Origin of the sequence: Runella salmonicolor (assembly GCF_024158025.1) — a bacterium.
Taxonomy (GTDB): Bacteria; Bacteroidota; Bacteroidia; order Cytophagales; family Spirosomataceae; genus Runella; species Runella salmonicolor.
Map to the genome: position 1 here is coordinate 310171 of NZ_JAMZEL010000001.1, position 13191 is coordinate 323361.

The 13191-nt window shown below is 47.0% G+C and carries 10 protein-coding genes; 4 read left to right on the forward strand and 6 right to left on the reverse strand.

Features of this window, described 5'->3' with window-relative positions; genetic code table 11:
* Together NCI00_RS01425 and NCI00_RS01430 are read left to right on the forward strand one after the other, a co-directional pair.
* On the forward strand, window positions 1-2695 hold a 2695-nt coding region (locus NCI00_RS01425; RefSeq protein ID WP_253524225.1), incomplete at its 5' end, for a beta strand repeat-containing protein.
* A gap of 274 nt (window positions 2696-2969) precedes the next feature.
* Window positions 2970-5366 (forward strand): TonB-dependent receptor, encoded by a 2397-nt coding sequence (locus NCI00_RS01430; protein ID WP_253524227.1) that lies wholly within the window; start codon window positions 2970-2972, stop codon window positions 5364-5366.
* A 62-nt stretch (window positions 5367-5428) separates the two neighbouring features.
* On the opposite strand, the gene NCI00_RS01435 is transcribed toward NCI00_RS01430, so the two are convergent.
* Both NCI00_RS01435 and NCI00_RS01440 read right to left on the reverse strand, forming a co-directional pair.
* Window positions 5429-5839 (reverse strand): putative toxin-antitoxin system toxin component, PIN family, encoded by a 411-nt coding sequence (locus NCI00_RS01435; protein WP_253524229.1) that lies wholly within the window; start codon window positions 5837-5839, stop codon window positions 5429-5431.
* The gene (locus tag NCI00_RS01440; RefSeq protein WP_253524231.1) at window positions 5839-6051 is read right to left on the reverse strand and encodes a DUF8507 family protein; all 213 of its coding nucleotides are present in this window, start codon (window positions 6049-6051) and stop codon (window positions 5839-5841) included. The genes NCI00_RS01435 and NCI00_RS01440 overlap by 1 nt, the downstream gene beginning before the upstream one ends.
* 162 nt (window positions 6052-6213) lie before the next feature.
* Between NCI00_RS01440 and NCI00_RS01445 the strand changes: the two genes are divergently transcribed.
* Window positions 6214-7452, forward strand: a complete 1239-nt coding sequence (locus NCI00_RS01445; protein ID WP_253524233.1) for a voltage-gated chloride channel family protein — start codon at window positions 6214-6216, stop codon at window positions 7450-7452.
* Window positions 7453-7459: 7 nt separating this feature from the next.
* Here the strand turns inward: NCI00_RS01445 and NCI00_RS01450 are convergent, their stop codons facing one another.
* From NCI00_RS01450 to NCI00_RS01465, 4 genes are all read right to left on the reverse strand, one after another.
* A complete protein-coding gene (locus tag NCI00_RS01450) occupies window positions 7460-8326 on the reverse strand; it encodes a DUF4249 family protein (protein ID WP_253524235.1) in 867 nt (288 codons plus the stop codon).
* A gap of 41 nt (window positions 8327-8367) precedes the next feature.
* The gene (locus NCI00_RS01455; RefSeq protein WP_253524237.1) at window positions 8368-11130 is read right to left on the reverse strand and encodes a carboxypeptidase-like regulatory domain-containing protein; all 2763 of its coding nucleotides are present in this window, start codon (window positions 11128-11130) and stop codon (window positions 8368-8370) included.
* Window positions 11131-11151: 21 nt separating this feature from the next.
* Window positions 11152-11634: a hypothetical protein gene (locus NCI00_RS01460; RefSeq protein ID WP_253524239.1), complete on the reverse strand. Its 483-nt coding sequence runs from the start codon at window positions 11632-11634 to the stop codon at window positions 11152-11154.
* 127 nt (window positions 11635-11761) lie between these two features.
* Window positions 11762-12385: a PepSY-like domain-containing protein gene (locus tag NCI00_RS01465; RefSeq protein WP_253524241.1), complete on the reverse strand. Its 624-nt coding sequence runs from the start codon at window positions 12383-12385 to the stop codon at window positions 11762-11764.
* A gap of 202 nt (window positions 12386-12587) precedes the next feature.
* Between NCI00_RS01465 and NCI00_RS01470 the strand changes: the two genes are divergently transcribed.
* Window positions 12588-13184 carry an RNA polymerase sigma factor gene (locus tag NCI00_RS01470; protein WP_114460520.1) on the forward strand — a complete coding sequence of 199 codons (597 nt, stop codon included), beginning with the start codon at window positions 12588-12590 and terminating at the stop codon, window positions 13182-13184.
* Window positions 13185-13191: the final 7 nt, after the last annotated feature.

Consider the following 13191-nt stretch of genomic DNA (forward strand, 5'->3'; position numbering starts at 1 on the left):
CAGCTACTCCGGCACGGGGACGTTTTCCGTTCCAGCAGGAGGGCCTTACAACTATACCGTCACTGATGCCAACGGCTGCACCGCTTCGGCTTCCGTCGCTTCCGTTTCGCAACCTGCACAACTAAACGCATCGGCCAGTGTAACCACGCCAATTGACTGCTTCGGCGGCAATGCCGTCATCACCGTTTCAGCCACGGGCGGTACGGGCAGCTACGGCGGAACGGGGACCTTCTCCGTTCCAGCAGGAGGGCCTTACAACTATACCGTCACTGACGCAAACGGCTGCACCGCTTCGGCTTCCGTCGCTTCCGTTTCGCAACCTGCACAACTGAACGCATCGGCCAGTGTAACCACGCCGATTGCTTGCTTCGGCGGCAATGCCGTTATCACCGTTTCGGCCACGGGCGGTACGGGCAGCTACTCCGGCACGGGGACCTTCTCCGTTCCAGCAGGAGGGCCTTACAACTATACCGTCACTGACGCAAACGGCTGCTCCGCTTCGGCTTCCGTCGCTTCCGTTTCGCAACCTGCGCAACTAAACGCATCGGCGAGTAATACCAAAGTAACCTGCGTAGGCGGTAATGATGGTACAATCACCGTTACTGCTTCGGGAGGTACGGGAGCCCTTACTTACAGCAAAAACGGGATTAACTTCCAATCTTCCAATACTTTTAGCGGCCTCACTGTTGGCCCTTATACCCTAACGGTTAAGGATGACAACGGCTGTACTGTCACTACTCAAACGACTGTTACACAACAGGATTTGATTCCTCCTACGGCAGTTGCTAAAAATATTACCGTACAACTGAATGCTTCGGGAAATGTTACTATTACGGCGGCCCAAGTCAATGACGGTAGTTCCGACAATTGCTCCTTTACGTTGGCTTTAAACCAAACCACGTTTAATTGCTCTAATGTAGGCCCTAATACAGTAACGCTTACGGCTACCGACCCGGATGGAAACAGCCATTCCGTAAACGCCACCGTCACCGTTCAGGACGTAACCAAACCGACCGTTATCACCAAAAATATTGCAGTGACTTTGGGAATGGGTGGAACCGTAGACATCACCGCTAACGACGTAGATAATGGAAGTAGCGATGCCTGTGGAATCCAAACCAAAAGCGTATCACCATCTTCGTTCAACGCGGCAGGAAACTACACCGTAACCCTAACCGTTACTGACGTCAATGGGAACAGTGATGAGCGCACCGCCACCGTAAGCGTAAACAGACGCGCTACGACCCTCACCTATTCGGGCGAAACAAGCGGTCAGTACTCCGACCCAGTTGTTATCCAAGCTACGTTGATTGATAATCTGACCAATACGCCCATCAGCGGCAAGAATATCTCCTTCACGCTGGGAGCGCAGTCTACTTCGGCCACAACCGATGGCAGCGGGTTAGCCAACAGTTCGATTACCCTAAATCAAGCCCCGGGTAATTATACCGTGGCTTCTGCTTTTGCTGGCGACGGTATTTATGGTGCCAGCTCCGACAGCGATCCATTTGCAATCAATAAGGAAAATGCCGTAGCTACTTATACGGGGGCAATGTTTGCCTCAACCGCCAACAGCACATCAAGTACCGCCACCGTCACACTGGCCGCTACCATTCAGGACATTACCGCCGTCATCGGAAATGCCAATTACGATGCAAATGCAGGTGATATTGCCAAAGCTACATTCGCGTTTAAAATTGTTGAGGGCAATATTACAATTCCTGCCACGATTGGATATGTAACTCCTGGAGATACTAAAACTGGAACTGCCACTGCTACATTCAACGCAAACATCGGTAACGCTTCTTCGGAATCATATACTGTCCAATTACTCATTGACGGTTACTACACTGGCCAAAGTTTTGAAGTGATCACCGTTTCTAAACCCCTCAACGATTTTATTACGGGTGGCGGTTACCTCATTTTGGCAAACTCTGCGGGTGTTAAAGCGGGTGACAATGGAACGCGCAACAACTTCGGATTTAACGTAAAATACAACAAGAGCGGCAAAAACCTGCAAGGCAACATCAACACCATCGTAAGACGGATGGAGGGCGGGGTAATGCACTACTATCAGGTAAAAGGCAATGCCATGACCTCACTTGCCGTACAGCCGACTGCCGCTGGTGGAACCGCAACTTTTAATGGTAAAGCAAATATTCAGGATATTACCGACCCGCTTAATGTCATCGCCGTTGACGGAAACGCAACGCTCCAAGTTGAGATGACCGATAATGGTGAGCCTGGTTCAACCGATATGATTGGCATCACGGTTTGGAATAAAAGCGGCGGCTTATGGTTTGCCAGCAACTGGAATGGTGTAAGAACAACGCAACAAATTCTAGGAGGTGGTAACCTGAAAGCAAGCGGCGGAACACCAAATCCATTAAATGCACGTCAGGCAGCGGAAGAAGTGATACCAGCGGAAGAGTTGGCGTTGGATGTGGTTATTGCCCCCAACCCCGCCGCTAATCAGGTAAAAGTGATGCTACAAGGCTGGGGCCAAACACGCAACGTCCGTCTTCGTCTGACCGATTTCACGGCTACTAGCTTGGGTGAATGGAATGTAGAAATCAACAATGGCAGCGGTAGTACTACCCTAGACCTGAGTTCACAACCACTGGGTTCGTACTTGATCATCGCTGAGGGCGACCAAAAACGACTTACCAAGAAAATCCTCAAAGCGGGTAATTAAACGATTTTTATACTACTTTCCTAAACCTTCACTTTTACCCTACGACGCTGCTGGAAGAATCCAGCAGCGTTTTTTTTGTTTGCGGCATAGGGGTATCAAATCCCTGCGGTGTCTTATTCCCAAACAGCCACGAAAACAAATGACTTTTACGTTCACATTTTCAGATGCACAGTTAGTCTAAATCATTCATTCCAAGCGGCCCATTTACGCTACGCAGACATTCCTGCGAAAGGGATTTTATTGCCCAAATTTCCGTAAAACCAACAGCACAGTCATGCAAAACAATCGTCCATTTACACAACTCTATCGGAAACAAAGCCTGTTTTTGATGGCTTCGTTCATTCTCTTTCCGTTCATTTATTCTTTACACGCCCAAACCCTCACCCAAACCATCAGAGGCGTTATTTTGGATAAAAACATCCAAACGCCTATCGTCGGCGCTACCGTGGTGTTGGTCGGCTCCAATCCCCTCAAGGGCACCATTACCGACGCCGAAGGCAATTTTCTATTAAATCAGGTGCCCATCGGGCGTCAAACCCTCAAAATCACGTCGATGGGCTACAAAGAAATGCTCATGAGCAACGTGACGGTCAACGCAGGCAAAGAGTTGATTTTGAACGTTGGATTAGAAGAAGACATTACGCAACTTTCCGAAATCACCGTTAAACCAACCGTCGAAAAAGACAAACCACTCAACGAAATGGCTACCGTCAGCGCGCGGACTTTCTCGGTGGAAGAAACCCAACGCTACGCCGCTGCCATCAATGACCCGGCCCGCATGGCCACGGCCTACGCGGGCGTGGTATCGGCCGACGATGGCGGCAACAACATTGTCATCCGAGGCAATGCACCCAACGGACTTTTGTGGCGCATGGAAGGCATCGACATTCCCAATCCCAACCACTTTTCAAGCTTGGGCGCGGCGGGCGGCGGAGTCTCCATTTTGAGCGCACAGGTACTGACCAATTCTGATTTTATGACGGGCGCTTTTCCCGCCGAATACGGCAATGCCCTCTCGGGCGTATTTGACTTAAAACTGCGTAAGGGAAACAACCAAAAACGCGAATACACGGTTCAGGCGGGCCTTTTGGGCTTGGACGTGGCCGCCGAAGGACCTTTTTCTAAAAACTACAAAGGCGCTTACCTTATCAATTATCGGTATTCAACCCTCGAATTATTATCCAAATTGGGGCTTCCAGTGGGGGATTTTGCCCAACGCTTTCAAGACCTTTCCTACAACATCTCGTTACCTACCAATAAGTTTGGCAAGTTTACGCTGTTTGGTTTTGGCGGCCTGAGTAGCACCCTTGGCACCCCGAAGGCCGACTCTACCCTGTGGCAAACCGAAGGCGATAAACGTTACGATGAAAATTTCAAATCCAATACGGGGGCTTGGGGCGCAACGCACTCTATCAACCTCAACAAGCAGGCATTTCTCAAAACAGTGGTCTTGTATTCTGCCTATGAAAATGGATTTCAGCAACGGCGCTACACCTCTGAATACATCTTGGAGCCTCGGTATGACACAAAATATACGCTACGCAAATTGGCCCTCACGAGCACGCTGAATTATAAAATCACGGCGCGACTCGCCTTGCGGACAGGGGCCATTTGGAGTCATCAAGCCTATGATTTATTCCGTGAATCGTGGAATGGCGAGCAGAAAAAAATGGAACGTTTTTTGTCTTCCGACGGCCAAACCGCTACGCTTCAGGCGTATGCCCAGTTCAATTATAAATTATCCGAAAAACTCACCGCCAACCTCGGCGTACACACGTTGGCGTTAATGCTCAACAACAGCCGTTCCATTGAACCACGCGGTTCGCTCAAATGGGATTTGGCCCCCGGCCAATCGGTGGCGTTTGGGTACGGAAGTCACAGTCAGGTACATCCGTTGTCGCTTTACTTTTATTCCAACAAGCCCACCGACGCGGGCGTTGAGTACCCCAATCTCAATACCGATTTTACCAAAGCCCAGCACTTCGTACTTTCTTATGACCGACTCCTCACCGAACACACTCGCTTGAAAATAGAAACGTATTATCAGTCACTCAACAACGTTCCCGTCAGCGCCGACGAACGGAATGCGTTTTCGCTACTCAACATAACCGACGGCTTTGAGCTGCGCCGCTTGGCCAACAACGGTAAAGGCCGCAACTATGGTCTGGAGCTAACGCTGGAACGCTTTCTGCACAACAATTTTTACTACATGCTGAGCGGCTCAGTGTTTAAATCCGAGTACACAGGCTCGGATGAAATATGGCGTAGTACGCGTTTTGACGGCGGCGGCGCGGGCAACTTTCTGGTAGGCAAAGAATGGCTCATGGGCCGCAGCAAAAACAATGTATTGGGTATCAACCTCAAGACTACTTACGTGGGCGGTTTTCGAACCACGCCGATTGATTTGGCCGCGTCCCGCAGGAGAGGAGAAACCGTTTTGGTAGAAACAGAAACAAATTCCCAAACTTTAGACGCGTACTTTCGTTCGGATGTGCGGGTAAGTTGGAAACGCAACCGTAACGGCTTCACAAGTACATTATCCCTTGATATACAAAATGTTACCAACCGACAAAATATCTACGGGCAGTATTATGACTCCAACTTAGATAAAATCAAAACTGCCTACCAATTGCCGCTCATACCCGTGTTGAATTATCGTGTAGAGTTTTAGAGATGAACTAATTTACCCCAGAAAAAGAGGTTTTAATGGCAAATCAGCTTTTTCTGGGGTTCTTAAAACAGCATTTGAAGAAAATTCTCCGCCCTGAGAGTCTCAATTGGAGGAAAAGGAATAGATGTTAAAATATCGTAATGATGGTCGTTTGTGACAAGGTAATCGGCTCCAAAAGCTACAGCACAATCGCAAAATTTGTTGTCATCAGGGTCAATTTCAATCAATTGCCAATTGTAAAAAGGTTCAATACAATATACATTGGAGAGATTAAGTAATTCTCGAAGCTGTAAATTAGTGCGTTCTATTCCTAACCTTTGACTGATTTGCTCTTCATACTCGGTCAAAATTTCGTTACTCACATACAAATCAAATCTTTTATTTAACAACGCCTGATAAATGGGATAATACTTTGAATGAAAGGCAAAGCAACAAGTAAAACATTGGTATCCAATACAATATTCATCAAACATTACTGGTTTGGGTCATTCAAAATAGCTTCCATATCTTGATCCGTCCAATTGTTTTGCGCCCAAGCTTCATCGGCAAATTGAGTGAGTCGTTTTGCAAAATACTGTCCAATCAGCTCTTTAATTTGCAATAAATCTTTTTCATCTACCTGATGCGCATACAAGCGTAACAGCTCAATTTGGAGATTAGTAAGTGGTTTTTTGGCAGCTAACATACTTTCAAAAAATTATTTCATAACAAATATAACACAATTGAAATACAATTCTTTCACTGAGTCTCTACGCATTATTATCAGTCTCAATTATTTTTATAACCGTCTATCTTCCGAAAACCTTATTTTTACGGGCGTATCTCATTTTACTTTGTCTTGGCACAAATGACTGAACCTACTCCCTCTCCTTATTCAAAAATAGCACAATTCACCACCGTTGTTTTTGTAGCAAAATGGCTATTTATGTCGTTGATAGTAGGCATTTTAGCGGGTTCAGCGTCGGCTTTCTTTCTGGTTTCGCTAAATTGGGTCACCGATTGGCGCGAATCACATCAATGGATCATCTGGTTGCTTCCGCTCGGCGGCTTCATTGTCGGTGCTACTTACCATTATTTTGGACAGGAGGTAGTCAAAGGAAACAATCAATTGATTGAAGAATTTCACAGTCCCAAACAAATCATTCCGCTCAAAATGGCCCCTTTGGTGCTTTTCGGAACCCTCGTTACCCACTTTTTTGGCGGTTCAGCGGGGCGAGAAGGCACAGCAGTACAAATGGGCGGAGCCATTGCCGATCAGTTTAGCAAACTTTTCAAACTCTCGCCAAATGACCGCCGAATTGTCTTAATCATCGGAATCAGTGCGGGGTTTGCGTCGGTTTTCGGCACTCCGCTGGCAGGGACGGTCTTTGCGTTGGAAGTATTGATTGTGGGCCGAATGCGCTACGAAGCCCTTTTGCCAAGTTTATTAACGGCACTCATCGCCGATTATACCTGCCACGCATGGAACGTAGCCCATACGCACTACGCTATTCCGTACGTGCCAACGCTACACGCCGACACGCTTTTGTGGAGTATTTTGGCGGGCATTTTATTCGGTTTGACCGCGTTGGCATTCTCCAAAACGGTGCATTTTTGGGGCACTTTTTTTAAGTCTAAAATCGCCTACCCTCCGCTGCGGCCCGTTCTGGGTGGCGTTGTAATTGCAGTAGCTGTATGGGCCTTAGGTACTACCAAATACATCGGCTTGGGCATTCCGACGATTGTGGCCTCTTTTCAGCAGGAATTGCCCGCCTACGATTTTCTGCTCAAGCTACTTTTCACCACCTTCACGTTGGGTGCAGGCTTTAAGGGCGGCGAAGTCACGCCGCTGTTTTTTATCGGAGCAGCCCTCGGCAACGCACTGTCGCTATTTATTCCTCTACCCATGGCGCTTTTGGCAGGGATGGGGTTTGTGGCGGTCTTTTCGGGCGCTACCAATACCCCCATTGCCTGCACTTTGATGGGCATTGAGCTTTTTGGCGCTGATTGCGGTGTTTTTGTCGGCCTTGCCTGCGTTGTGGCATTCCTCTTTTCGGGCCATTCAGGAATTTATAGCTCGCAGGTCGTAGAGGGTTCTAAGCATTAAAAATTTGTCAATACTTATTTACCGTAAACAACAGTGTATCAGCATTTATACCCGTAAAAATCCCCAATCCGTTGGTGATTGCGGTGGGTGGTGTGCTGATGTTTTGGGTCGTCGTTCCTGCCGACCGGTACAAGGCCGCGTAGTCGGGATTGAGTCGATACAGCACGGCATAATGTTTCCCAAAATACTGAAACGATTGGGGTTGAATGTTTGATACAGTAGCGGTGGTCGGCTCATTGTTAAACCGTCGATTGATAAACCGAAACGGATTCGTGCCAGTGGTATCTGTCGGTAAAATCACGATGGATTCAGGATTTGCTTCTGTGTTGATAAACGCAATAAAATGGTACTCCCCGTTGGGATTGTCCCAAGTAGCTTCAATGGGCGTGCGGTCTTCCTGAAAACCACCGGGCCCGCCAAAGCCCCCGCTACCTAAATTGATTTGGGTACGATTCACAAAGTTTTTACTTAAGGTAAAACCCGTCGGTCGCGTAGGAATCACCGTAGTGGCCGAAATCGGCAGGCCATTATAGGTAAAATCCAAAGTGTAAGTCAAACCAAATTTGACCAATTCAGTACTTTTGGAAACGTACCGCCCTTCCCCTACCGACTCCAACTTAAAGATACTTCCATCGCTCACTTTTATTTGGATGGCTTGACCGTCAATCGGACGGGCCAAGGAATCGGCAGCATCTGCCGACTCAGAATACCCAATCACGGTCATCAGGGTCAAACTAATGGGTTTACCCGGCGCTAGAAAGGCCTCAATTACGGGTTTTTCTACCGAGCTGACTACCGTATTCGTCTCCGTACAACTCCCTAACAAACAGACAATTCCTGTAATAAACACGAGCGTTTGTATATACTTTTTCATTATTTTCAACAATTAATAAACGACTGATGATAAACTGATTACTAACGCAACTTCCAACTGATGGTAAGGTTGGGCGTAAACCCTAAATAATTGACGTTGGTGGTTTGAAGCACACTCTCATCGCCTTCGGTGATTACTTCAAACCGTTTGTACCAGACGTTTTTGCGGTTGTACAGGTTAAACACCGACAACCCCACACTCCCCCAACGGGCATTGTAGGTAGCGGAAATATCCAAACGGTTGTAGGATGAAAAACGGCTCGCGTTTTTGTCGGAAGGCATCGTAAAAGACCGAACAGAACCGTCCAAAAGGTTGATTTGATACGCCCCCACAATCGAAGTATAAGGGCGCCCCGAAGAGATGATTTGCGTAAGAGCAAAATCTATGTTTTTCCAGCGATAAGAGCCGATAAACTTAAACTGGTGTCGCACATCTTGGTCAGAATAATAGGGCCGCTCCGAAAAAATGGTCACATCCCGAACCGCTTCGGAGAGCGTGTATCCTATCCATCCGTTGAATTTCCCAAATTTACGCTGCACCAGCACGTCCATTCCCCTAACGGTTTCATCTCCGTTAAAAAACGTTTCCTGCACGCTCAGTCCTTGCCGAATCTGTGGCACAAAACGCAGGGTATATTCCGTAATTCCTACATTGTTTTTTTGATAGAGTTCAACATCCACCAAATACTCTCTGAATTCATAGCTTCCGCCCAAAATCAGGTGGTTGGACTTCGTTACGGGCAACGCGTCGCCATCGGCCAACAGCCAATAACTGCGGTTGCCTTGCGTCAAATCTTCCCGATTGATTTGTTTGGCAAATTGATAATAGCGCCCCAAGGCCATTTTGAGTTTTACGCGCTCGTTCAACGCATACGTTGCGCTCAATCTCGGCTCCACGTACCATTTCTTCGTAACGTCAAAATAGTTGGCCCGAATACCGGGTTTGATTAACAATTTGGTGTCCAACAACCGAATCTGATCCTGTACATAAAACGAAGTAATGGTACCCTTGTCGTTTTTACTCAACACATTCACGGTGTCATTTTGGACGTAATTATAATGAATGGTATTGGCCGTGGCATGAACCCCAAACTCCAGTTGGTTGTGGGGAGTAAGTTTATATTCAAAATCTATTTTAGCCGTAAAATCCTTTAAATCATTGGTTTCCACCTGACCGATATTAATATTTCGGGTGGTCGCGACGGTGCTATCGGTAGCGGGTATGGTATTGACTACGCTCCGGGTATTGTCGCGATTACTGTAAAAATTGGAGTAACTGACCAGCATATTGCTGTAAAGTTTATCGTTCCAGCGTCGCGACCACTTCACACTGCTACCCAAATTCCCCCACGCCGACACGTCATTGGTGGAGGTAGAAGCCCCAAAGATAGTTTGTCGCCCAAAATTGAAAGATGACGCCGACGAATTATCCATTTTGTCGGTGCCGTTGTAAAGGCTCCACGTCACGATGTCTTTCTTCGAAAGATTCCAAGTAAGTTTGGCGTTTAGGTCATAAAAATAAGATTTTGCGGTTTGATCTTGCGTGGCATTATTTCCAAAACGCCCTGGTCCGCCGGGCCGTCCGCCCAATCCCGGCTGGGTTACATTTGTCTGACGCTCTGATGTAAACGTACTGAATATTTTCTCATACAACGCGCCTTGATAGGACCGCCGCGCCGCAATCAACAGCGTAGTTTTTTTATTGAGGGGCGTTTCGATGAAGCCATTCATGCTCAACAAACTCAGGTCGGCTCCCATGTTAAACTGGTTCTTATTGCCGTCTTTACCCGTAATTTCGGCCACTGCCGAAATCCTCCCGCCAAATTTGGCATCAAAACCGCCCTTGTATAATTGTATGTCTTTGAGGGCGTTGTAATTAAAAGCGGAGAAAAACCCAAATAAGTGGTCAACGTGATAGACCGTAAAACCATCGTACAAAACCAGTGTCTGGTCGGGCGTGCCACCGCGCACGTACAAACCCGACGAGGATTCGTTAGAAGCACTCACACCGGGCATCAATTGGAAGGCCCTGAAGGGGTCGCGCTCGCCAATGTTGGGCAATTTCGCCAAGTTCTTGGGCGTCATTTTTATCATCCCCACGATTTCATTGGCCTTCAACACTTCGGTTTTTTCACCCATAACCATGACCTCTTCCAACTCCTGCTCACCGGGTTCGATTTCGATGACGAAATTTTGCAGGGGTGTCTGCGGCGAAAGATGCACAGTAGTATTTTTGTAACCTACATAACTGACCAAAATTGTTACGGTATCTGAGGGTACTTTTAGGAGTGTATAATATCCGTCCACGTTGGTCTGCACGCCAATTTTGCTGCCCAACACCGCTACGGTCGCGAACGGCATACTCTCGTTGGTTTTTCGTTCCACGACCTTACCCATCAACGTAAAATTGGTGCGGGTTGGCTGCCCTCTATACCGCGTATCAAATTCTTTACGGGCATTTTGGAGTACCTGCGTTGCCGTTTTAGGCACAATCTGAATGACGTTGGCATCATCAATGTAAAACGTCAGGTCTTTGGTTTCTTTCAGCGTTCCTTTGATTCCATCCAACAACTTGGTATTGTCAAACCAGTACGAAACACGGTACTTTTTCAACAACTCAACATTGTAACCAATCTTGAATTTGTATTTTTTCTGCAAATCTGCAATGACCTCATTCAGCGGTTTATTGTTATAAAACTCATCTTTGATAATCATCGCCGCTACTGAATCAGCGGGGGTTGTTAAGGTTTGGGCGTGGGAAGTCAGCCCCGCCATCACGAGGAGGATGGGTAGAAATTTTCTCATAAGTTGATAGGTATAGCCTTTTTATAAACTTTTGGTAGCTGCTATTTTCACCGTTACCTGAACGGTATTCCCCGATTCATCCGTATCAGGGTAAGTCTCTTCGAGGGATAGGTTTCCATTCCCAATTTGGCCCACGGATGTGCCCGCATTCAGCATTTCAAAATTTCCGTTTCCAAGCGCTTTAAGCTCAATGCTGTCGTAAGTATCGTTGTAGGTTTGCATGGTTCCGGTGCTATCGCGCTGAGAGATGCTTAGCACCACAGTAAGCGTACTTGCAGCTTTTTTGGCTACATCAAACGAAATCGCAACGTTTTCTTTGATAACGGCATTGGTCAGGTCAATGCTTTGAGCTACACCATTAATGGATTCGGAATAAGTGGTGGCAGAATAGGCCCCAATGACCTGGTCGGCGGGGTCTGGTTCAACCTCATTGTTGGTACAACCAGAGAAGATAAGCATAAGCGCCAATGCGCTGATTGACAGAAGACTTTTGTAAGTTTTCATAACTGATAATCGGGAAGATTGGGTGTGATAAAAAAATGAACTGAGAATGGTGGGGATAAAGAAAAAAAAGAGGTTGAATCTCCTCATTCGGGGGAATGACCGCCCGAATGAGGAGATAAATCAATGATTATTTACCATGCTTTGAGCGTTTTCCTTTTCCTTCAGGATGGGCAGGAGGGGTTGTTGCCTCAATAAATGCACCGTCGGCCGCAAATTTTAATACTTTAACGGCAGTATCCAATTTGACCGCCACGTAAAATTCGCCTGCTTCATTCTTGCCTGCTTTCTTGATTTCGTAGCCTGCATAGTTGGCGGTGATGTAGGTCGTGATGGCCGCTGGCAAAGCTGCGGTTTCTACCTTCGTCAATTTGGCGCCTTTACCGTATTTTTCAAGAGCTTTATTAAAGGTCCCGTCGGCGTTGAAGAGCAATCCTTTAGACGTACCATCGGCTAATTTAAGGCCTACCACAATCTTACCTTCTGAATCTTTTCCAGCAAACTGAATTTCAGACCCCGCATAGTTGGTAGTGATATACGTTGTGATAGCAGCGGGCAAATCAGCGGCGGCTACTTCGGTCAATTTACCTTTGCATTTTTGTTTGGTAACGGTATCCGTCACCGCCGCACTACGCGCCGCCGACAGTTCGACCATTTCGGTTAAATCCTCCTCTACGGCATTGACTTCGTCGCGGTTACAGCTCACTAAAAACAATCCAAACAGCGCAAACAGGATAACAAGTGATTTTTTCATGGTTCTCTTAAAATTAGTTAAAAATGATTGATTTCAGAGAGCATTACGCCAGGATATTCGGGAGCGTGGCATAAAAAATCAATTATTTTTAAAGAAAAAAAAATACGTACATTGCTGCAACGCGCCACCTCAGCGGCGCGTATTACGGGTATGTGGTAATTGTATAAAGACAGCTAATCACCATCCAAAAAACGCTACAACCTTGTTTTTTAGAAAGAAAACCAACTTTACGGAAGATGACCTAGAAGACGTCATTCGAGCGTGTCTGAACAACGACGGGCGCGCGCAGCGAATGCTTTTTCAACAGTTTTTCGGGTACGCAAAAGGCATAAGTCTGCGGTATTCGTCGTCGATGGAAGAAGCCGAAGAAATCCTGAATGAGAGCTTTTTAAAAGTTTTCCAACACCTCGACCGCTACGACCTAAACCAACCCTTCAAAGCTTGGCTGAGAACCATCGTGGTCAACACCGCCATCAGCTACTACCGTAAGAATCAGAAGTTTCACGGAGAAATTGGGTTAGACAATATCCACGAACCTTCGATTGACGAATCGGTCATTGATCAGATTTCGGCCGAGGAGATTTTAGCCTTGGTGCAACAGTTGAAGCCCATTTATCGTACAGTATTTACGATGCACGTTGTCGATGGCTACCAGCTCCGCGAAATTGCCGATGTACTCAATTTTAACGAAGCAACTGTACGCTCTCATTTTGCTAGGGCCCGTACGCGGCTTCAGGAACTGGTTAAGCAATCGTACCCTTTCTTTGCGGAAGGCAATGCCGACCAGAAATTTAAGTAGGCACCAT